Annotated in this window: 22 protein-coding genes; 8 read left to right on the top strand and 14 right to left on the bottom strand. The window is 68.3% G+C overall.

Annotated elements, in window-relative coordinates; genetic code table 11:
* Window positions 1-56: 56 nt before the first annotated feature.
* Together AC1D2K_RS09495 and AC1D2K_RS09490 are read right to left on the bottom strand one after the other, a co-directional pair.
* On the bottom strand, window positions 57-1,421 hold the full coding sequence (locus AC1D2K_RS09495; protein ID WP_478088261.1) for a solute carrier family 23 protein: 1,365 nt from the start codon (window positions 1,419-1,421) through the stop codon (window positions 57-59).
* Window positions 1,422-1,470: 49 nt separating this feature from the next.
* On the bottom strand, window positions 1,471-1,899 hold the full coding sequence (locus tag AC1D2K_RS09490; RefSeq protein WP_478088259.1) for a hotdog fold thioesterase: 429 nt from the start codon (window positions 1,897-1,899) through the stop codon (window positions 1,471-1,473).
* Window positions 1,900-2,054: 155 nt separating this feature from the next.
* Between AC1D2K_RS09490 and AC1D2K_RS09485 the strand changes: the two genes are divergently transcribed.
* A complete protein-coding gene (locus AC1D2K_RS09485) occupies window positions 2,055-2,450 on the top strand; it encodes a hypothetical protein (RefSeq protein WP_478088257.1) in 396 nt (131 codons plus the stop codon).
* A gap of 60 nt (window positions 2,451-2,510) precedes the next feature.
* On the opposite strand, the gene AC1D2K_RS09480 is transcribed toward AC1D2K_RS09485, so the two are convergent.
* Window positions 2,511-4,061 carry a methyl-accepting chemotaxis protein gene (locus AC1D2K_RS09480; RefSeq protein ID WP_478088255.1) on the bottom strand — a complete coding sequence of 517 codons (1,551 nt, stop codon included), beginning with the start codon at window positions 4,059-4,061 and terminating at the stop codon, window positions 2,511-2,513.
* Window positions 4,062-4,200: 139 nt separating this feature from the next.
* Window positions 4,201-4,656: an FHA domain-containing protein gene (locus tag AC1D2K_RS09475; protein ID WP_478088253.1), complete on the bottom strand. Its 456-nt coding sequence runs from the start codon at window positions 4,654-4,656 to the stop codon at window positions 4,201-4,203.
* A gap of 213 nt (window positions 4,657-4,869) precedes the next feature.
* Between AC1D2K_RS09475 and AC1D2K_RS09470 the strand changes: the two genes are divergently transcribed.
* Both AC1D2K_RS09470 and AC1D2K_RS09465 read left to right on the top strand, forming a co-directional pair.
* Complete coding sequence (locus tag AC1D2K_RS09470) at window positions 4,870-5,511, top strand: response regulator transcription factor (protein ID WP_478088251.1); 642 nt, start codon at window positions 4,870-4,872, stop codon at window positions 5,509-5,511.
* An 84-nt stretch (window positions 5,512-5,595) separates the two neighbouring features.
* A complete protein-coding gene (locus tag AC1D2K_RS09465; protein WP_478088249.1) occupies window positions 5,596-6,129 on the top strand; it encodes a DUF4136 domain-containing protein in 534 nt (177 codons plus the stop codon).
* Window positions 6,130-6,162: 33 nt separating this feature from the next.
* Here AC1D2K_RS09465 and AC1D2K_RS09460 read toward each other — a convergent pair whose 3' ends face one another.
* Window positions 6,163-7,089, bottom strand: a complete 927-nt coding sequence (locus tag AC1D2K_RS09460; RefSeq protein WP_478088247.1) for a LysR family transcriptional regulator — start codon at window positions 7,087-7,089, stop codon at window positions 6,163-6,165.
* A 133-nt stretch (window positions 7,090-7,222) separates the two neighbouring features.
* Here AC1D2K_RS09460 and AC1D2K_RS09455 point away from each other — a divergent pair, with 133 nt between their 5' ends.
* Both AC1D2K_RS09455 and AC1D2K_RS09450 read left to right on the top strand, forming a co-directional pair.
* Window positions 7,223-7,576, top strand: a complete 354-nt coding sequence (locus AC1D2K_RS09455; RefSeq protein WP_478088245.1) for a protocatechuate 4,5-dioxygenase subunit alpha — start codon at window positions 7,223-7,225, stop codon at window positions 7,574-7,576.
* A gap of 3 nt (window positions 7,577-7,579) precedes the next feature.
* On the top strand, window positions 7,580-8,419 hold the full coding sequence (locus AC1D2K_RS09450; protein WP_478088243.1) for a class III extradiol dioxygenase family protein: 840 nt from the start codon (window positions 7,580-7,582) through the stop codon (window positions 8,417-8,419).
* 43 nt (window positions 8,420-8,462) lie between these two features.
* Here AC1D2K_RS09450 and AC1D2K_RS09445 read toward each other — a convergent pair whose 3' ends face one another.
* The 3 genes from AC1D2K_RS09445 to AC1D2K_RS09435 are packed head-to-tail and all read right to left on the bottom strand — an operon-like array spanning window position 8,463 to window position 12,174.
* A complete protein-coding gene (locus tag AC1D2K_RS09445; RefSeq protein ID WP_478088241.1) occupies window positions 8,463-10,289 on the bottom strand; it encodes a feruloyl-CoA synthase in 1,827 nt (608 codons plus the stop codon).
* Window positions 10,286-11,242, bottom strand: a complete 957-nt coding sequence (locus tag AC1D2K_RS09440; RefSeq protein ID WP_478088239.1) for a 3-hydroxyacyl-CoA dehydrogenase NAD-binding domain-containing protein — start codon at window positions 11,240-11,242, stop codon at window positions 10,286-10,288. Before AC1D2K_RS09440 ends, AC1D2K_RS09445 begins: the two co-directional genes overlap by 4 nt.
* Window positions 11,243-11,253: 11 nt before the next feature.
* Window positions 11,254-12,174: a beta-keto acid cleavage family enzyme gene (locus AC1D2K_RS09435; RefSeq protein ID WP_478088236.1), complete on the bottom strand. Its 921-nt coding sequence runs from the start codon at window positions 12,172-12,174 to the stop codon at window positions 11,254-11,256.
* 103 nt (window positions 12,175-12,277) lie between these two features.
* Here AC1D2K_RS09435 and AC1D2K_RS09430 point away from each other — a divergent pair, with 103 nt between their 5' ends.
* On the top strand, window positions 12,278-12,997 hold the full coding sequence (locus AC1D2K_RS09430) for a Crp/Fnr family transcriptional regulator (RefSeq protein WP_478088234.1): 720 nt from the start codon (window positions 12,278-12,280) through the stop codon (window positions 12,995-12,997).
* 19 nt (window positions 12,998-13,016) lie between these two features.
* Here AC1D2K_RS09430 and AC1D2K_RS09425 read toward each other — a convergent pair whose 3' ends face one another.
* Entirely contained in the window at window positions 13,017-13,982 is a 966-nt protein-coding gene (locus AC1D2K_RS09425; protein WP_478088232.1) for a SphA family protein, read from the bottom strand.
* Between the two features lie 199 nt (window positions 13,983-14,181).
* Between AC1D2K_RS09425 and AC1D2K_RS09420 the strand changes: the two genes are divergently transcribed.
* On the top strand, window positions 14,182-15,351 hold the full coding sequence (locus AC1D2K_RS09420; protein WP_478088230.1) for a helix-turn-helix transcriptional regulator: 1,170 nt from the start codon (window positions 14,182-14,184) through the stop codon (window positions 15,349-15,351).
* Between the two features lie 69 nt (window positions 15,352-15,420).
* The gene (locus AC1D2K_RS09415) at window positions 15,421-15,777 is read left to right on the top strand and encodes a DUF2845 domain-containing protein (protein WP_478088228.1); all 357 of its coding nucleotides are present in this window, start codon (window positions 15,421-15,423) and stop codon (window positions 15,775-15,777) included.
* Between the two features lie 37 nt (window positions 15,778-15,814).
* On the opposite strand, the gene AC1D2K_RS09410 is transcribed toward AC1D2K_RS09415, so the two are convergent.
* From AC1D2K_RS09410 to AC1D2K_RS09390, 5 genes are all read right to left on the bottom strand, one after another.
* Window positions 15,815-16,516: an ABC transporter ATP-binding protein gene (locus AC1D2K_RS09410; protein WP_478088226.1), complete on the bottom strand. Its 702-nt coding sequence runs from the start codon at window positions 16,514-16,516 to the stop codon at window positions 15,815-15,817.
* A 149-nt stretch (window positions 16,517-16,665) separates the two neighbouring features.
* A complete protein-coding gene (locus AC1D2K_RS09405; RefSeq protein ID WP_478088224.1) occupies window positions 16,666-17,412 on the bottom strand; it encodes an ABC transporter ATP-binding protein in 747 nt (248 codons plus the stop codon).
* A gap of 55 nt (window positions 17,413-17,467) precedes the next feature.
* Complete coding sequence (locus AC1D2K_RS09400; RefSeq protein WP_478088222.1) at window positions 17,468-18,424, bottom strand: branched-chain amino acid ABC transporter permease; 957 nt, start codon at window positions 18,422-18,424, stop codon at window positions 17,468-17,470.
* Window positions 18,424-19,296, bottom strand: coding sequence for a branched-chain amino acid ABC transporter permease (locus AC1D2K_RS09395; RefSeq protein WP_478088220.1), 873 nt, complete (start codon window positions 19,294-19,296; stop codon window positions 18,424-18,426). Before AC1D2K_RS09395 ends, AC1D2K_RS09400 begins: the two co-directional genes overlap by 1 nt.
* A gap of 143 nt (window positions 19,297-19,439) precedes the next feature.
* Complete coding sequence (locus tag AC1D2K_RS09390; protein WP_478088263.1) at window positions 19,440-20,579, bottom strand: ABC transporter substrate-binding protein; 1,140 nt, start codon at window positions 20,577-20,579, stop codon at window positions 19,440-19,442.
* Window positions 20,580-20,586: the final 7 nt, after the last annotated feature.

Genomic DNA, 20,586 nt, shown 5'->3' with positions numbered 1-20,586 from the left:
ATTCCGCCGCGTTGAGGCCCCGCTCGCGCGGGGCTTTTTTTTTGCCAGGCCGCGCCTCAGTCCCGCGAACGCGCGAGCAGCGCGTAGAGCAGGATCGCGCCGAAGGTCGCGGTGCCGATGCCGCCGAGCGCGAACTGGCCGAACTTGAGCGTGAAATCGCCGGTGCCGAGGATCAGCGTGATCGCGGCCACGATCAGGTTCTTGTTCTGCGAGAAATCGACCTTGTTGTCGACCCAGATCTTGGCGCCCGCGACCGCGATCAGGCCGAACACCACGATGCTCACGCCGCCCATCACGGCGAGCGGGATCGCCTGCACCAGCGCGCCGAACTTGGGGCTGAAGCCGAGCACCAGCGCGATCAGCGCGGCGACCACGAACATCGCGGTCGAATAGATCTTGGTCGCGGCCATCACGCCGATGTTCTCGGCGTAGGTCGTGACGCCGGTGCCGCCCACGGCGCCGCTCACCATCGTGGCGACACCGTCGCCGATGAAGGCGCGACCCAGCCAGGGATTGAGGTCGCGGCCGGTCATCGCGCCCACGGCCTTCAGGTGGCCGAGGTTCTCGGCCACCAGGATGATGGCCACCGGCGCGATCAGCAGCATGGCGTTGACCTCGAACACCGGCCTGGAGAAGGTCGGAAGGCCGAACCAGGGCGCGGCCGCCAGCGGCGCGAGGTCGATCGGCTTGCCCAGCCCCATGCCGTTGGTCAGCACCGCATAGATCAGGCTGGCGGCGATCAGGCCCATGAGGATCAGAAGCCGCTGCACCATGCCGCGCGAATAGACCGCGATCAGGCCGACGCACAGGAAGGTCAGGACCTGGATCCAGGTGTCGAAGCCGGTCGGCGCCATGTTCTTGATCGGCACGCTCGCCAGGTTGAGCCCGATCACGGCGACCACCGCGCCGGTCACCACCGGCGGCATCAGCCGCTCGATCCAGTGCACCGCGACGTCCTGTTCGACCTCCTCGACCTCGATGCCCTCCAGCCCCTTGACCGGCGCCGCCTTGGTGTGGCGCTCGTTGGTGAGGGCCACCAGCACGCCGATCAGCGCGTAGATCAGCCCGCAGGCGATGATGCCGCCGAGCGCAACGCCCAGGTTGGCGTTGGGCCCGCTGCCCGAATAGCCGCTGGCCGCGATCACCACGCCGATGAAGGCGAAGCTCGAGCCCAGGTAGCTCGGCACGCGCCCGCCGGTGATGAAGAAGAACAGCAGGGTGCCGATGCCGCTCATCAGGATCGCGATGTTGGGGTTGAAGCCCATCAGGATCGGCGCCAGCACGGTGGCGCCGAACATCGCGATCACGTGTTGCACGCCCATCGCGGCCGTCTGCGGCCACGACAGGCGCTCGTCGGGTGCGACGACGGAGCCCGCGGTGGTGGCGACCTTGCGCCAGCGGGGCAGGTAGGAATCTCTCATGGTCTTCTTCTCCTCGGTTGTTGTTCTTTGCCGGCGCACGCGGTGGCGCTCAGCCGGCTTTCGGGGCGAGCACCGCCATGGTGATGCGCGAGACGCAGCTCAGGTCGCCGGCGTCGTTGGTCATGTCGATCTGCCAGACCTGCGTCGTGCGGCCCAGGTGGACCGGCCGCGCGGTGGCGGTGACCCAGCCCGAGGTGGCCGCGCGGATGTGGTTGGCATTGATGTCCAGCCCCACCGCGCCCTGGCCTTCGGGCGCCGAGTAGTAGGCGCCGCAGGAGCCCAGCGTCTCTGCCAGCACCACCGACACCCCGCCGTGCAGGAGGCCGAAGGGCTGCACCGTGCGCCGGTCGACCGGCACGCGGGCCCGGATGAAGTCGTCGCCTACTTCGAGGAATTCGATGCCCAGCAGCGACACCGTGGTGTCCACGTGGCTCAGGGTCAGTGCCTCGATCGAGATCTCTTTTTTCCAGATGCGCATTGGGGCTCCATGTCAGGGTGGTCAAAACTATAGCGACTGGCGGCGCAAGCCGGCACGGCAAAAACGCGGCCGGTGGCTGACAGCGCGCGCCGTTCCCGCGATGATGATGCGCCCGGGACGATGGTTCCCAGTCAGCTCAGCCGGAGACAGATGCCATGCACATCAGCGATTCGGTCTTCACGGAAGCGAGCTTCTGGCTGATGGTGGCGGTCTCGGTGGTGCTGCCGTTCTGCATCTACGGCGTGATGATCGTCAAGCAGGCGATCTCGCGCCGCACCGTGCTGGTGCTCGGATTCTCCCTGGTCGCGATCGCAGCCGTGAACGTCTACTTCCTGCAGCGGCTGGCCACCACCGCCGCGATCACGCCCTCGCTGGCGGACGATGTGCTCTTCGTCTCGGAGCTGCGGGTGGCGCTCTATCTGCTGCCGGCGCTGTTCGCGGGACTCGGCATCAACGTGATCTCGCACGTCCTCACCACGCACCTGGCCGAGGCCGAGAAGCGCTTCGGCGAGCAGCATCCCGACGACGGCGACGACTCGCAGAATGTCTAGCGAAGGGGCGCCGCTGAATCGACGCCGTGGAACCGGCGCCGTCGGGGACAAGGGGCGTGCCTAGGCCTGCAGCTTGAAGGCGCCGACCACCTGCGACAGATTGCCGGCCTGCTCCTGCAGCGACTGCGCGGCCGCCGAGGCCTCCTCCACCAGCGCCGCGTTCTGCTGCGTCACCTGGTCCATCTGCGTGATCGCCTGGTTGATCTGCTCGATCCCCGAGGTCTGCTCCTGGCTCGCCGCCGTGATCTCGCCCATGATGTCCGTCACGCGCTTCACGCTGTCCACGATCTCTTCCATCGTCCGGCCCGCTTGCGCCACCTGCTTGCTGCCCTCCTCGACCTTGTCCACCGAGTCTCCGATCAGCGTCTTGATCTCCTTGGCCGCCGCCGCCGAACGCTGCGCCAGGCTGCGCACTTCCGACGCCACCACCGCGAAGCCCCGGCCCTGCTCGCCGGCGCGCGCGGCTTCCACGGCCGCGTTCAGCGCCAGGATGTTGGTCTGGAAGGCGATGCCGTCGATGACGCCGATGATGTCCACGATCTTGCGCGAGGAGGCGTTGATCGAGCCCATGGTGCCCACCACCTGGCCCACCACGCTGCCGCCGCGCACCGCCACCTCGGAGGCCGAGACGGCCAGCTGGTTCGCCTGCCGCGCGTTGTCGGCGTTCTGCTTCACCGTGCTCGTGAGCTCTTCCATCGAGGCCGCGGTCTGTTCCAGCGAACTGGCCTGCTCTTCGGTACGCGACGACAGGTCCTGGTTGCCGGTGGCGATCTGCGTGCTGGCGGTCGACACGTTCGCGACCACGCCGTGCACCTGCTGCAACGACGCCTGGAGCGCCGTGCGCATGCCGTCGATCGCGCGCAGCAGCAGGCCGGTCTCGTCCTTGGCGTAGTTCGTTTCGGGCGTGCCGCTGAGGTCCATCCGGCCGATGGCTTGCGCCGTGGTCTCGGCCCGGCGCAGCGGCAGCGTGATGCTGCGCGCGAGGCCCCAGGCCAGCAGGCTGCCCAGCGCCAGCGTCACCGCGGTGCAGACGGTCAGCAGCATGCTGGTCTGCGCGCGCAGCGCCTGGCCGCGCTGCGCCGCGGCATCGAGGCCGGCGCGCTGCAGGTCCACCATCTGCTGGACGCCGGCCAGGTAGCTGACCGACGTCGGCTCGAAGCGTGCGTTGAAGACGCGGTCGGCGCCCTCGAGGTCGCCGGCCAGCTTGAGCTTGCTGACCTCCTCGCGCGCCGCGAGGTATTCGCGGCGCAGCTCGCCGACCTTCTGGAACAGCGCGCGCTCCTCGGGTTCGGTCATCTGGCCCTCGATGAATTTCTGCAGCGCGTTGGTGTCCTTGATGGCGGCCGCGGTGGCCGGCGCGAAGTAGGCGATCAGGCTCGGATCGCTGCTCTTGGCGATCGCCGCCGCCCGCTGCACGCCGGAGGTCGTGTGGCRCAGCCAGTCGGCGCCGGCGCGCTCGGTCTTGACGTTGTCGTTGACCATGCCGTCGATCTCGACGCCGAGGTCGCGCAGCTTCAGCACCGCGAACACGCTGCTGGCGAGGAACAGCGCCAGGATGGCGCCCAGCACAAGCGCCAGGCGCCTGCCGATCGAGAAATTGCTCAGAAACATGGCCGTGATTCCAGGTGGGACAGAGGGAGAACGCAGGGGTATATCGGCAGCCCGCCGGAAACCTTGAGGGCGCGCTCCATCCGCCCGAATCACGCAGGTCGAGCAAAGCGCCGTCGGTGCGGCGACCTGGCGCCTTGTTTCAGGCCCGTCTTTCGCTGCGGCCGTGCCGGCGTGCGTCGGCAGGCCTCGCCGCGCGGCCCTGGCGGAAGAAGGTGGCCCAGTCGCTGCGTTCGCGGGCGGCATCGATATCGATCGGGTCGTCGGACACCGTGATCAGCCGCAGGGCGTCTTCGCTCGGCAGCGCCTGGCTGGCATAGAGGAAGCGGAGCTCGCAGTCGCCGGCACTGATGGCATCGCCGTTGGCCAGCGCGCGCTCGCGGATCCGCGTCTTGTTGACGAAGGTGCCGTTGCGGCTTGCCAGGTCGGTCAGCACGAAGCGGTCGCCGGTCCAGTGGATCGCCGCGTGATGGCGGCTGACCCCCAGGCTGTCGATGTGAACCCCGCAGGCCGGGTCGCGGCCGATGGTCGTGATCGGCCCCCTGATGTTGACCTGCCGGACGCTGCCGTGGCGGGTCAGGACAATGAGTCTGGACATGTCGATCTCGTAGGGCGGTTGGTTGCAGTGCTTGCATTTCGGCAATCGCGGTCGATTTCTGAAGTCGAAGAAATCGCGAGAACTGAGACATTCGTCGCGGTCGGTGCGTTCGAGATGCGGCGAGTCGCTCGCCGTCGCCGTCGCCGTCCACTACGCTCGCGGGCTTCGGCGCAATCGTTCGCCGTGACATGTCGAGCGGGAAAGAAACTGGCAATGAGAAAAGCGCGCAACGTCTTCTATGTGGTCGACGACCACCCGATGATGAGGGACGCCATTGCCTTGATGCTGCGGCGGTTGCGTCCGGCCGCGGGCATCGTGGAGATCGACCGCCTCGACAAGCTGGCCGGCGCGGTCGAGCGCAATGGCGCCGCCGACCTGATCTGCCTGGACCTGAACCTGCCGGACACCCAGGGTTGCTCGGGCGTGCAGGCGGTTCGGCGTGACCATCCCGAGGTGCCGATCGCGGTCTATTCCGCACTGCCCGCCGCCGACATGGAGGCGCTGTGCCTCGCGGCTGGCGCCGACATCTACATCGAGAAGGCATTGGACGCCGCGGGACTGATCAAGGCGCTGAAGGGCCTGCTGGAGACCGACTCCGACCCGGAAGACGCGCCCGCTGCGCCGGCGCTCGAGAGCGGCGCCAGCCTGACGAAGCGCCAGGGGCAGTTGGTGCAATTGATCGCCGAGGGGCTCGGCAACCGCGAGATGGCCGAGCGGCTCGCGATCAGCGAGGACACGGTCAAGGTCCACATGTGGCGCCTGTACCGGCGCATCGGCGTCAACAGCCGGACCCAGGCGCTGCACTACGCGCGCACCAACGGCCACCTGTCGAGCGCGGCGGCGAGCCTGGTCTAGGCCCGGCGCCGGGGGCGCAGGCACGGGCTGTACCATCCCGCTGCATTGGCGTCCGCCGGACGCGCTGCCCCCACAGGAGAAAAAATGATCGGACGAATCCTTGCCTTGGCCCTGGCGATGCTGCTGGCCGCTTGCGCGAGCCCGGTGACCGTCAAGACCGACTTCGATGCCAAGGCCAGGTTCGACGGCTATCGCAGCTACAGCTGGATCGCCCCCGCGGGCGACGCACCGCTGGTGCCGCAGAGCATCATCCAGGGCATCGACGCCCGGCTGCAGGCGCGCGGCTGGAAGCGGGTCGCCGACGGCGAGGTGCATGTCGCGGCCCACGTGACGACGCGTGACGGCCAGACCTACAACACCTTCTACAGCGGCATCGGCCACGACCTCACCTGGCTCGGATTCGGTCCCGTGCCCGACAGCGTGACGATGTCCACCGACCCGTACCGGGCGGGCACGCTGGTGGTCGACATGTTCGACGCCAAGAGCCGGCGGGCGATCTGGCGCGGCAACGCGGCCGGCATCCTGCCCGACGATCCGTCGCGCCTGAACGCCTCGGTGCAAGGCGCGCTCGACCGGATGTTCGCCGACTTCCCGCCGGGCCCGCCGTCCGGCCGCTGAGGAAGCCCTCGCGCGAATTTCGGCGCCATCGTCCTAAGCAGGGGTGGCGATGGTTGCAGCGGCCAGTGCCGGCTCCACCACCCGCTCGAGCTGCTCGCGCAGCCAGCGGTGGATCGGATCGGCCTGGTGGCGCAGGTGCCAGACCATGTACATCGGCATCGACGGACAAGCCAGGGGCACCGGCGCCATGTCGAGGTCGCGCAGCAGATGGGCGCGCAGCAGGCTGGGCAGCGTGGCGATCGAATCGCCGCCCAGCAGGAATGGACCGATGCCCGCGAAGCTCGGCAGCTGGGCAACGAAGCGCCGCTGCACGCCGCGTTCGGCCAGCTCGTCATCGATGTCGAGCCGGCGCCGAGGCTCGTACAGCACCGTCACATGTTCGGCGGCCAGATACTCGTCCCGGGTGTGCGGCGGCTCTCGCTGGCTGGCATCGTAGAAGACCCGGTACTGGTCCTCGAACAGGCGCTTCTGCAGCACGTCGCTGGCGCACGGCGGGCGCGGCGTGATCACGAGCTGGCAATGTTCGTCGCGCAGCATCTCGGCCGACGGTGCGCCGGATGAAATCACGCGCAGCGCGAAGCCCGGCGCCTGTCGTCGAACATGCCGCAGCAGCGCGGGCAGCAGCAGGTCGCGCTGCAGGTCGTTGGCGGCGATCGTCACCGTGGCGACGAGCGTGGCCGGATCGAAGCCGGCGGCGTTGCTGAAGCTGCGCAGCTCGTCGAGCATGACGCGTGCGCGCGATGCCAGCGCATGCGCATGCGCGGTGGCCACGATGCCGCGCCCGGACTTCACGAACAGGGGATCGCCGACGATGGCGCGCAGCTTGTCGAGGAGATGGCTGACGGCCGACTGGGTGACGCCAAGGCGCTGCGCCGCACGTGTGACCGAGCCTTCTTCGAGCACCGCCAGCAGCAGTTGCAGCAAGTGGCCGTCGAGGTCCAAATGATCGAATCGGCTCATGGCTGGAATGAGTGTCTGTGCGTTGATCGGCGTAGGCCCCGAGTGGATACTGAACCCATGGCGCCGGCAACTGCATGTCGCTCGAAACTTGATTCGGATCAAGGCGCCGGGAACAACGACGAAGGAGACTCTCTTGCCAACACCCAATCCGAGGCAGCCGGTACCTGGAACCACCATCTTCGACGGCGAACAGGCCCGCAAGGGCTATGCGCTCAACAAGATGTGCTACTCGTTCAACCAGGCCGCGAGCCGGGCGGCCTTCGTGGCGGACGAAGATGCCTACTGCGCGGCTTTCGGGCTGAATCCCCAGCAGCGTGAAGCAATCCGAAATCGCAACGTGCTGCAACTGATCGAGGCCGGCGGCAACGCGTACTACCTCGCCAAGTTCGCCGGCATCTTCGGTCTCGACATGCAGGATATCGGGGCCCAGCAGACCGGCATGACCAAGGACGAATTCAAGGCCAGGCTGCTGGCCGCAAGGGGTTGAGCCATGGCAAGAATCGTTGGTGGCATCGCCACCTCCCACGTGCCGGCGATCGGCCGGGCGATCGAGAAGGGCCTGCAGAACGATCCGTACTGGAAGCCGTTCTTCGACGGCTTCCCGCCGGTGCGCGACTGGCTCGCGAAAGTCCGGCCCGACGTCGTCGTGCTGGTCTCGAACGACCACGGGCTGAACTTCTTCCTCGACAAGATGCCGACCTTCGCGATCGGCGCTGCGCCGGAATACCACAACGGCGACGAAGGCTGGGGCATTCCAAGCCTGCCGCCGCTGCAGGGCGATCCGGTGCTGTCCTGGCGCTTGATCGAGTCGCTGGTCGCCGAGGACTTCGACCTCACCACCTGCCAGGAGATGATGCTCGACCACGCCGCCATGCTGCCGATGGCGCTGTGCTGGCCGGACATGAAATGGCCGGTGCGCGTGCTGCCGGTGTGCGTCAACACGGTGCAGGCGCCGTTGCCGTCGGCAGCCCGCTGCTATCGGCTGGGCCAGGCGATCGCGCGCGCGGTGGCGGCATGGCCGGGCGACGAGCGCGTGGTCGTGATGGGCACGGGCGGGTTGTCGCACCAGCTCGATGGCGAGCGTGCCGGCTTCATCAACAAGGACTTCGACCTGCAGTTCATGGAGAGCATGCGCTCCGACCCGGCTTGGGCCACCCGGTTCTCGACCGTCGAGCTGGTGCGACTCGCGGGCACCCAGGGCGTGGAGATCCTCAACTGGCTGGTCGCGCGTGGCGCCCTGCCCGAGAAGGTGCGCGCGGTGCACGCCAACTACCACATCCCGATCTCGAACACGGCGGCAGGACTCATGGTGCTCGAGCCGCTGGGGTAGCTTGCTGCGCGCGGTCGTGCCCGCCGCGCCCCCGGCGACGCCGTCAAGCCAGCCGGACGACCTCCGGGTCGTGCGCGTCGGCGTGCAGGCGCTCGACCGCCGCGGCGCGCCGCGCGAGCACCGCACGCTGGTTGATATAGCCCTTGTCGGTGATCTCTCCGGCGTCGATGTCGGGCGGTGCGTTGAGCACCAGCGCACGCACCGGGCATTGGGACGAGCCGGCGCCGGCGTCGCGCAGCTCGCGCATCACGCGCAGCAGCGCGGCCTTCCACTCGGCCGGCGGCAACGCCGCGGCCTGCGGGCTCGCAAAGACCAGCATGCCGATCTCGTTGCGGTCGTGCCCGGTGACGACGATGTCCTGCGCCAGCGGCGCGAGCCGCGAGACCAGGTCCACGCGCAGCGTGCCGACCGAGACCCAGGTGCCGCTCGCGAGCTTGAAGTCCTCGGCCACGCGGCCGTGGAACATCACGCCGCGCTCCGGCCGCTGAGCATCGACGAGAAAGCCGGCATCGCCGATGCGGTAGTAGCCCTCGTCGTCGAAGGCCTCGGAGGTTTCGCGCGGCGCATGGCGGTAGCCCGGGAACACCGTGACGCCCTTGACGCGCATCTCGAGCTTGTCGCCGTTGGGCACGAACTTCAGCTCCAGCCCCGGCAGCGGCGCGCCGATGCAGCCCGCGCCGTCGAGCCGCCAGTGCGCCGAGGTGATGGCGGGGGAGGTTTCGGTCGCGCCCCAGGAGGTGGTGAGCCACAACGGCTGCGCCGGCCGCGCGCGCCGGGCCACCGCGTCGAGCCGCTGCCAGGTCGAGGGCGCGAGCGCCGCGGCCGCATAGAAGGCGAGCCGCAGCCGGGACATCAACTCGGCCGCGAGCGCATCGTCCGCTTCGAGAAACGGCAGCAGCATGTCGTAGCCGCGCGGCACGTTGAACAGCAGCGTCGGGCGCACCTCGCGCAGGTTGCGCACCGTCTTCTCGATCAGCCCGGGTGCCGGCCGGCCTTCGTCGATGTAGAGCGCGCCGCCATGGCAGAGCACCATGTTGAAGTTGTGGTTGCCGCCGAAGGTGTGGCTCCACGGCAGCCAGTCGACCAGCACCGGCTTCTCGGCATTCAGGAAGCGCCAGGTCTGGGCCATCATCTGCTGGTTGGCGCACAGCATGCGGTGCGTGTTGATCACCACCTTGGGCCGGCCGGTCGAGCCCGAGGTCAGCAGGTACTTGGCAGGGTCGTCGGGCAGGATCGCCTCGAAGGCCTGCATCACGGCCGGCGTCTCCTGCGCCTGCATCAGGCGCTCGAAGGGCAGGGCGCCCGGATGCGCATCGGCCTGCCGGCTGAACACCGTGAGCGCGTCGACCCCGCAGCCCTCGAGCGCCGGGCCATAGAGCCTGGCGTCGGAGGCATAGATCAGCGCCGGATCGAGCGCACGCAGCATGCCGTGCAGCCGCGCCGGGTCCTTCGCCATCCGCGAGTAGGCGCTCGAGAGCGAGCAGGCGGTGCGGCCGATGTGCATCGTCGCGAGCATCAGCACCGCGTGGTCGATCGCGTTGTCGGAGAGGATCGCCACCGGCCGGTGCTTCGGCACGCCGAGGTCGAGCAGGCTTTGCGCGACCGCGCCGACCGCGCGGCGCAGCGCACGGTAGTCGAGCTGGCGCCAGCCTGCGACGGCGTCCTCGCGTTCGGCCAGCGCCAGCGCGTCGGGCGTCTCGCGCGCCCAGCGCTCGAGCCATTCGCCGACGCACCGCGCATAGGGCCGGAGTGCCACCGGCGAGCGCAGCACGAACGAACCGTCGTCCAGATCGATGCGCACGGTGCGCGGCGGCGCGATCGGGTCCGGGTCGTCGGGAAAGCCGTTGTCGTCCATCACGCGATTCTTCATTCCAGTGAACCCGAGGCCGCCTTGGCGCGGATCAGGTCGAGCAGCAGGGTGTCGCGCGCCGCTTCGAGTTCGGCGCTGCGCCTGCCGCCGAGTTCGGCGGCGACGCCCTCGGCCACCCGCTGCTTGAGCGCCGCCGTCATCGACGGCGCGCCCAGGTCCTGCCACCAGTCTTCGATCGGTCCGCCCAGGTGGTCGAGCAGGTGCGCGATGCCGCCGGCGCCGCCGGACAGATGCAGGTTCATGAAGGGGCCCATCAACGCCCAGCGCAGGCCGGGCCCTTGGGCGATCGCGGTGTCGATGTCGGCCACCGACGCCACGCCCTGGTCGACCAGGTGGAAGGCTTCGCGCCACAGCGCCGCCTGCAGGCGGTTCGCGATGTGCCCCTTGATCTCGCGCCGGACGTGGATCGGCCGCTTGCCGATCGCGGTGTAGAACGCCATCGCGCGCGCGATGGCATCGGCCGAGGTGTGCTCGCCGCCGACCACCTCGACCAGCGGGATCAGGTGCGGCGGGTTGAAGGGATGGCCCAGCACCACGCGCTCCGGATGCCGGCATTCGGACTGCACGCCGCTGATCGCGAGCCCCGAGGAGCTCGAGGCGAGCAGCGTGGCCGGCGGCGCCGCCGCGTCCATGCGGCGAAACAGGTCGATCTTGATGTCGATGCGTTCGGGGCCGTTCTCCTGCACGAAGTCGGCGCCGGCCACGGCGTCCTCGAGCCGCGCGTGAAAGCGCAGCCGATCGGGCGTTGCCCCGTCGGCGAGACCGAAGCGCTCCATCGTCGGCCAGTGCTGCGCCACCGCCTCGCGCAGCCGCGCCTCGGCGCCCGGCGAGGGGTCGGTGGCATCGACGTCGAGCCCGCGGGCCAGGAAATACGCGGTCCAGCTCGCGCCGATGACGCCGGTCGCGACGACTGCGACCCGCTGCGCATGGGGTGTTGCGGTGAGCATTTGCATGGCCTCCCGCGTCAACGCGGCGCGAACTCGGGCCGCGGCGCGCCGACCCTCGGCAGGCCCAGCATCTCGCGCGCCTCGGCCGGCGTCGCGGGTTCCATGTCCATCTCGCGGATCACCCGCACGATGCGCTCGGTGAGCTGCAGGTTGGTCGCCAGTTCGCCGTGCCGGTAGTAGAGGTTGTCCTCCAGCCCCACGCGCGCATGGCCGCCGAGCAGCAGCGCGGCGATGTTGGCCTCGAGCTGCGACGGGCCGATGCCGCTGACGCCGAAGATCGCGCCCTTGGGCAGCGTGTCGACCATCATCTGCAGGTTGCGCGGCGAATACGGCATCGCGTTCTGGAAGTTCCGGTGCACGTTCATCACGAGGTTGATGAAGTAGGGCTCGTCGTCCAGGCCCTCCTGGATCAGCGTGCTCGTGTCCTGCAGGATGTGGGTCGGGCTGAACACCTCCCACTCGGGCTTGATGCCGCGCGCCTTCATGCCGGCCGCGAGCTCGCGGCCCTTCGACAGCGGCGTGTCCATCAGGATGTCCCGGCCCTCGAACGACAGGTTCAGCGTGGTGGCGTCGAGCGTGCACATCTCGGCGCCTGCGTCCATGCCCTTCAGGCGCTCCTCGAAGGCGATCTCCCAGCGCCCGCCCGGCAGCGGCTTGACCATGTCGCCGTGCACGCCGCCGCCGGTGGAGTTGTTGATCACGATGTCGCAGCCGGCGGCGCGGATGCGGGTGTTGATGTCGCGGTAGACGCTGGCATCGCAGGTGGCGCCGTCGTCGGGCCGGCGCGCATGCAGCGCGACGACGCTGGCGCCGGCGTTCCAGCAGGCCACCACGTCGGCGGCGATCTCGGCGGGCTGGGTCGGGAGGTGGGGGTTCTGCGACTTGTGGGCCATGCCGCCGGTGGGGGCGATGGTCACGATCACTTTGCGCTTCGACATGGGGTGTCTCCTGTGAACAGCGGAGTATTATTTTTGGCTGCCCCGACCTGCGCAGTCATCGCGACGACATTTGGGGTCAGGGTTTACGAGGCGCACCACTTTCATGCACAACAAGCCGGCCCGCAGGCAACACGCATCGCTCTCGCTGTCCATTCCCGGCCTGCTGGAGCTGTCGGGCTGGTTCGTCCACCTGGAGCCCGAGGCGCAGGCGCGCGTGCTCGACGAGATGCGCGAGGAGCACGTGGCCGCCGGGGCGGCGCTGTGCCGGCGCGGCGAGGCGCCGCTGCACTGGTACGGCACGCTGGAGGGCCTGCTCAAGTGGTCGATCACCTCCGACGACGGCCGCTCGGTCACCTTCGGCGGCCTCTCGGTCGGCAGCTGGTTCGGCGAGGGCACGCTGCTGCGCGCCGTGCCGCGCACGGCCGACATCATCGCGCTGCGCGACAGCCGGGTGGCGGTGCTGCCGGTCGAGACCTTCGAGTGGCTGCACCGCACCCAGATGAGCTTCAACCACTTCCTGCTGGTGCAGATCAACGAGCGGCTGCACTGGTTCATGGGCAACTACGCGGCGCAGCGGCTGCTCGACGCCGACAGCCAGGTGGCGCGCGCGATCGCGGGGCTGTTCCATCCCTGGCTGCATCCGCTGGGGCAGGCTCACCTGGAAACCTCGCAGGAGGAGATCGCCAACCTGTCGGGACTGTCRCGGCAGCGCTGCAACGCGGCGCTGAGCCGGCTGCGTGCGGCGGGGTTGCTGCAGATCGAATACGGGGGGATTACCGTCGTCGACCTGGAAGGGCTGCGCCGCTTCGTGGATCAGATCTGAGCGCAGGGCCCCTGGGACCCTAGAACACCAGCGTCGCCGCCGCCATGACCGTCTTGCGGCTGTCGAGACGGTTCTTGCTGCTGATGGTGGGAACCCAGCGCAAGCTCAGCGACAGCGGRCTGCCGCCCGACAGCTTGGTGTCATAGCTCACGATCGGCCCGAATGCCCAGTCATAGCCGCGAAAACCATTGAGCTTGTCGGCGGTCGGCCCGCTGTCACTGCCCAGCTGCTGGACCGTGCCCAGGACCAGGCCCGCGCTGACGCCGTTGCCGAACTTCTTCGTGCCCATGACGTCGAGCACGAACTGCGGCGCGTTCTGGTAGTCGGTGTCCTTGTTGCGCGTGTAGAACTGGAAGTTGGCCACGGCGTCCAGCTGCCATCCGCCCTCCGGAAAGATCCGCGTGTACGCGGCCTGCGGCACGAAGGTCCAGTTGTTCAAGCTGGGGTTGGCCAGGTTCGCCGGGTCGTACGTCCCGGTCGGGGCCCAGATGTTGAAGCTGAGCGCGATGTGCTCGGTCTTCGAGAAATGGTAGCCGGCGATGATGGGCGAAAAATAGAGGTCGAACAGGTTCGACGCCGTGTCCTTGGTAGCGCCCTGGCGGGCGCCGGCCGTGAGGTTGGCGTTGACCTCGGTCCAGACGTAGGGCACGGTGATGCTCGAGGCGAAGTTCCATGCCCCGGGTCCGGTGTCCCACACCTTCATCGCCGTGGCCATCGTGAAGGAGATCTTCGCGTCGATGCCGATCGAGGTCTGGCCGACCAGGGGWACCAGGCGGCTGCCGCCGATCGAGCCGTCGAGATAGATCTGGCTGAAATTGACGATCCAGGCCGGCTCCGGCAGGACGATGCCGCCGTTGGCCTGCACGGTCGTTCCGGAAACCGGGCGGCCCAGTCCTCCCTCTGTCGCCGAGGCGCCCGCGGCGCACAACCCGAGTGCGAGACCCGAAACCCAACTCGCAGCCCATCCCAACTTCCGAAATCCCATGCAGTCCTCCTCTTAGGAGGGCGGAGTTTGCCGTGGATGACCTGAATTGGGAGGCGGTGTCCTGCAGCGAGGCTCGTTTTTGCACCAAGGGGCACGACGGAATGCCCAAGGGGGAGGGCAAAGAGCGGCGGTCGATACCGGGGGGCGGTGGTGCAAGTTCGCTGGTGCACATCGGCCTGCGCTGGTATCGTCGATCCGGGTGCTCGCCCAGGAAGGCTCTAACGTGATCGGCTTGGAGGGAATTTCCGCCCAGCAGCTGTCCGACGTGATCGGAGCGATCTACGACTGCGCACTGGACCCGCAGCAATGGCCGGCCACCTGCCGAAGCATTGCAGATCTCTCTGAAAGCACGGCAGGCGGCATCTGCGTCCATGATCTGCGGCACGTCCAGAACGACCAGTTGTTCGTTTTCGGGTACCAGCCCGAGTTCCTTGAAATGCTGGGCAGCCGGTACGCGCAAAGCCCGATGGCCGTCGCGGATGTCGTCTCGAACATCGGCGACGTCAGCGCCCTCTCGACCGAGAGCCCCCAGTTCGTCGACAGCCGGTTCTTTCGAGAGGTGCTGGAGCCGTTCGGACTGATGGACATCATCTGGTTTCCCGCGCTGCGAACCGGAGGTCGCATGGCTTCATTGCACGCCTCACGCAGCCAGAGGGCGCCGAACTACCAAGAGCACGACCTGCGCCTGTTCGAGCTTCTTTCTCCGCATGTATGCCGTGCACTCGCCATCTCCGATGCGCTCGACATCCGGGCGCTGAAGTCGGAGATGCTGGAAAAGACCCTGGACGCAGTCGCAGCCGGTGTCTTCCTCACGGCGCGCGATGGTCACGTGGTCCATATGAACCGTGCGGCCGAGCGCCAGGTCGAGGCCGGCAGTTCGATTCGTCTCGTGAACCATCGGCTTTCTCCGGTCGACCCGGCGGCCGGCGTTGCGCTGGCGAAGGCGATCGAGAAGGCGTCACGCGACGACGCCGACATGGAAACGCGCGAACACTCCGTGGCGATCCCGAATGGCATCGGCGGCGGCTGCGTGGCGACCCTCCTTCCGGTCCAGAGCGGTCAGCGCCGCGGCGTTCTTGCACCGTTTGCGGCTTCGGTCGCCGTGTTCATGCAGGATCCTGTTCAAGTGCCCCTGATGCCGGGGGAAGCCTTCGCCAGGCTGCATGGGCTCACCGGCGGCGAGTTGCGCGTGCTGCTTGCGCTTTCGCAGGGCCTGGGCGGCATGGAGGCCGCCGACATGCTCGGCATCAGCGAGACGACGGTTCGTACCCACCTGCAGCGCATCTTCTCGAAAACCGATACCTCCAGGCAGGCCGACCTCCTGCGCCTGCTGCACAGCTCGACGCCGCCCATCCGTTCGCGAAGCTGATGCCGGACAAGGTCATCGCTTCCGATGGCGCAAGGACTGCTGGCCGGGGGAGCAAAATGGCAAGGCGGAATGAAAGAAACGGCCATGAAGCTCCTGAAGCTCGCGTGCATCACGGTCTTGGTCGGCTTGCCATGCCTGGCAACCGCGGAGTCGCTGCGGTGCGCCGGCGGCATCGTCTCGGAGGGCGACTCTCGGCTGTCCGTCATCTACAAGTGCGGTCAGCCGGTGCTCACGGACACCTACTGTGCGCCGGTGTATTACGCCGGCACCCTCAATGTGGTTCCAGAGCCTTTCGCATCGGCGGTGGTGYCGTGCCAGCAGGTCGAGGAGTGGCTGTACGAGCGCGGGCCGGGCGAGATGGTCGCCACCGTGTTCCTGCGCTCGGGCGTGGTGCGGACCATCGCGTACGGTCGCCAGCCCCGATAGCTTCATGGCGGCGCGATTCCTCGCGCCGCCGGGATGCTCACACGCCGAGCAGTTCCTCGAGCACGGCCGGCTCGGCCACCAGATCGGCGGACGGGCCGTGCCGCACGATGCGTCCCTTCTCCATCACCACCGCGCGGTCGGTGTGGCCCAGGACCTTGCGCCAGTCGCGGTCGACGATCAGCGTGGCGATGCCGGTCGAGCGGATGTCGGCGATCACGCGCCAGATCTCGGCCACGATCAGCGGCGCCAGGCCTTCGGTGGCTTCGTCGAGGATCATGAGCCGCGGGTTGGTCATCAGCGCGCGCCCGATCGACAGCATCTGCTGCTCGCCGCCCGAGAGCTGCTGGCCGCCGTGCGAGAGCCGTTCGGTCAGCCGCGGGAAGGTGGCCATCACGCGCTCGAAGGTCCAGTCGCGCTTGCCGTCGATGCCGGCGCGTGCGCTCATCACGAGGTTCTCGCGCACCGACAGGTTCGGGAAGATGCCGCGCCCCTCGGGCACGTAGCCGATGCCGCGCCGCGCCATCTTCTCGGGCGCCCAGCCGGTGACCTCCTGGCCGTCGAGCTTCACGTGGCCGGAGGCCGGCCGCACGTAGCCCATCAGCGAGCGGATCAGCGTGGTCTTGCCCATGCCGTTGCGCCCGAGCAGGCCGACCGAAGTGGCGGCCGGGATCTCGACGTCGACGCCGCGCAGGATGTGGCTGTCGCCGTAGTAGGTGTTCAGGTCTTCTATCGACAGCATCTCAGTTTTCCACGACGCGACCGCGTGATCCGCGACGCATGAAACCGGCACAGCCCAATGCCAGGGATACCGCGGAACCGGCTTTGCCGGGCCGCTGGTATCGCCCCCTTGAGGGGGAGGCGCCGCAGGCGCTTCGGGGGTGTTTCATTTCAATGGTCCTCGCCGAGGTAGGCTGTGCGAACTTCAGGGTTGGTGCGGATCGACGCCGGATCGCCGGTCGCGATCACGGTGCCGTTGACCATCACGGTGATGCGGTCGGCGATGCGGAACACCGCGTCCATGTCGTGCTCCACCAGCAGGATCGCGTGCGAGGCCTTGAGGTTCGCGAGCAGGCCCAGCATGCGCTCGGTCTCCTCGGCGCCCATGCCGGCCAGCGGCTCGTCGAGCAGCAGCACGCGCGGCCTGGTCGCCAGGCACATCGCGACCTCGAGTTGCCGCTTGGCGCCGTGGCTCAGCGTGCCCGCGATGCGCTCGGCCACCGTATCGAGGCCGGCCGCAGCCAGCGCCTCGCGGGCCGCGGCGTTGCTCTCGGCGCAGTCGCGCGAGGCCTGCCAGATCGCCCACGGCCGGGGCGTCGCGGCCTGCGCCGCGAGGCGGCAGTTCTCCAGCACCGTGAACTCCGGGAAGATCGTGGTGCGCTGGTAGCTGCGGCCGACGCCGGCCAGCGCGCGCCGGAACTGCGCCCGCGTCGTGATGTCCTCGCCGTCGAGCGTGATGCGGCCATCGGAGGCGCTGATTTCGCCCGAGAGCATGTTGATCAGGGTCGACTTGCCGGCGCCGTTGGTGCCGATCACCGCATGCACCTCGCCGCGGCGCAAGTCCAGCGTCACGGCATTGACCGCGACCAGGCCGCCGAAGCGGCGCGTGAGCGTTTCGACTGCGAGAAGCGTGCTCATTCAGAAACCTCCGCGCCATGCGCTGCGGTATTCGCCTTGGGAGCGGCCCGGCGGCTCATGATGCAGCCCCCTTCGGCGACAGCCGCGCCGCAATCCCGATGATGCCCTTGGGCAGCAGCGCCACGAAGGCGATGATGGCCAGCCCGAGCGTGAGCTGCCAGTGATCCGCCATCGGGCCGACCAGGGCATGCGTCGAGAGCAGTTCCTTCAGCAAGGTGAACGCCACCGCGCCGATCACGGCGCCGCGCAGGTGGCCGAGGCCGCCGAGGATGATCATCAGCAGCACCTCGCCCGAGTTGTGCCAGGCCATCAGTTCAGGGTTGACCACGCCGTCGCGCGAAGCCACGAGGAAGCCCGCCAGCCCGGCCAGCGCGCCGGCGATCACGAAGGCCGCCAGCTTGTAGCCGTAGACCGGGAAGCCGGCCGCGCGCATGCGCTGCTCGTTGACGCGGATGCCGGCCAGCGCGGCGCCGAAGCGCGAGCGCCGGATCAGCGCCAGCAGGCCGTAGGTGGCCGCCAGCGCGGCCAGCACGAAGAAGAACTGCACGGTCCGGTTCTCCAGGTCGAGCGCGCCGAGGGCCGGTCGGATGTACATGTAGATGCCGTCGCTGCCGCCGCCGAGCGCGGTGTCGTGGAAGACGAAGAAGGCCATCTGCGCGAAGGCCAGCGTGACCATGATGAAGTAGACGCCGCGGGTGCGCAGGCTCAAGGCGCCCACGGCCAGCGCATACGCCGCGGCCGAGCCCATGGCCAGCGGCAGCAGCCAGGCGATCGAGCCGCCGTCCTTGCCCGAGCCGAGCACGGTGGCGTAGGCGCCGATGCCGTAGAAGGYCGCATGGCCGAGGCTCACGAGGCCGGTCATGCCGACCAGCAGTTCGAGGCTCAGCGCGAAGATCGACAGGATCATCACCTTGACGATCAGGTCCGACATGTAGGGGCTCAGCATCGGGCCGAGCAGGCCCAGCGCGATCGCGCAGAGCACGGGGAGCCAGTGGTTCAGTTTGGTCATCATCAGGTCTTGCGTCCCATCAATCCCTCGGGCCGCCAGATCAGCACGATCGCCATCAGCACGTACACGCCCATGCCGCTCAGCTCGGCGAAGAACACCTTGCCGAAGGTGTCGACGAAGCCGACCAGCAGGGACGCGACCAATGCGCCGGTGATGGAGCCGATGCCGCCGATCACCACCACCACGAAGCAGATGATCAGCACGCTCGCGCCCATGCCCGGATAGACCGAGGACATCGGCGCCGCGATCATGCCGGCCAGCGCGGCCAGCGCAACGCCCGCCGCAAAGACGATGCGGTAGAGCCGCCGGATGTCGATGCCGAGTCCGCGCACCATGTCGCGGTTGCTGGCGCCGGCGCGGATCATCATGCCGAGCCGCGTGCGGTTGACCACGTAGTACAGGCCGACCGCCAGCAGCACGCAGGCTGCCGAGGCGAACAGGCGGTACCAGGGATAGCTCATGAGACTCCCGAGCGCGAAGCTGCCTTCGAGCCAGGGCGGCGCCTTGACGCCGTGCACGTCGTTGCCCACCAGCAGCGAGCGCAGTTCCTCGAACACCAGGATCAGGCCGTAGGTCATCAGCACCTGCTGCAGGTGGTCGCGCTGGTAGAGGTAGCTGAAGAACGCCCACTCCAGCAGGTAGCCGAACAGCGCGGCGAGCACCACGCCCGCCACCAGCATCACGATGAACTGGTCGCCGAACAGCGGCGACAGCGCGAACGCCATGTACGCGCCCAGCATGTAGAAGCTGCCGTGGGCCAGGTTGATCACGCCCATGATGCCGAAGATCAGCGTCAGTCCGGAGGCGACCAGGAACAGCAGCAATCCGTACTGCACGGAGTTCAGGCACTGAACAAGAAAGGTACCGAAGTCCACAAGCAGTTTTCTAGTTTGAGATCGTTGAAAGGTGAGTTCCCCTTTCGGGGAACACCGCGGAACCGGCTCCGCCGGGCCGCTGGTGTTGCCCCCGGCAGGGGGTGGGCGCCCGGACACGAAGTGCCGGGCAACCTGGGGGCGAGCTACATCTTGCAGCCACGGGCCGGGTCGGCCAGGTTCTTGACCGCGACGCCGACCATCTTGTTCTCGTTGCCCTCGACCTTGCGCAGGTAGACGTCCTGCACCGGGTTGTGCGCCTTGCTGATCGTGAAGGCGCCGCGCGGGCTGTCGATCTTGGCCTTCTCGATGGCTACAGCGAACTCGGCCTTCTTGCTGATGTCGCCCTTGACCGCGGCGAGGCCGATGGCCAGCATCTGCGCCGCGTCGTAGCCCTGCACCGCGTACACGTCGGGCTGCAGCTTGAAGGACTTGGCGTAGGCGGTGCGGAAAGCGGTGTCGCGCGGCGTGTTGAGGCCGTCGGCATAGTGCAGCGTGGTCAGCATGCCCTGGGCGGCGTCGCCCTGCGCTTCGAGCGTGCCGTCGGTCAGGARGCCCGGGCCGACGAGCGGGATGGTCTTGTTGAGGCCGGCCGCCGCGTAGTCCTTGACGAACTTGACCGCGCCKCCGCCGGCGAAGAAGGAATACACCACGTCGGGCTTGGCCGCCGCGATCTCGGTCAGGAGCGCCTGGAACTCGACGTTCGGGAACGGCACCGTCAGCTGCTTGTCCACCTTGCCGCCGGCCTTCTCGAAGCCTTCCTTGAAGCCGGCCACCGACTCGTCGCCGGCCGCGTACTTCCAGGTGATGGTCATGGCCTTCTTCTTGCCCTGCTTGCCCGCCACCTCGCCCATGGCGTAGGCCGGCTGCCAGTTCGAGAACGAACTGCGGAAGATGTTCGGTCCGCACATCGGGCCGGTCACGGCGTCGGCGCCGGCGTTCGGCACGATCAGCACGGTGCCGCTTTCCTTGGCCGCCTTGGCCATCGCCATTGCCACGCCCGAGTGCACCGTGCCGATGATCACGTCGACGTTGTCGCGCTTGATCAGCTTGTTGACGTTGTCGGTGGCCTTGGCCGGGTCCGACTCGTCGTCAACCTTGACGAACTCGATCTCGCGGCCGCCGAGCTTGCCGCCCTGTTCCTCGAGGCGCAGCTTGAAGCCGTTCTCGATGGCGACGCCGAGCGCGGCGTAGGTGCCGCTGAACGGCAGCATCAGGCCCACCTTCAGCTTGCCCTGCTGGGCGTGGCCCAGCGTGGCGATGCACGCGAGTGCCAAGGCTGTCAGGGTGGTG

The organism is Variovorax sp. P1_H12_2 (assembly GCF_056405335.1).
This window is presented reverse-complemented; position numbering and strand designations above follow the sequence as displayed.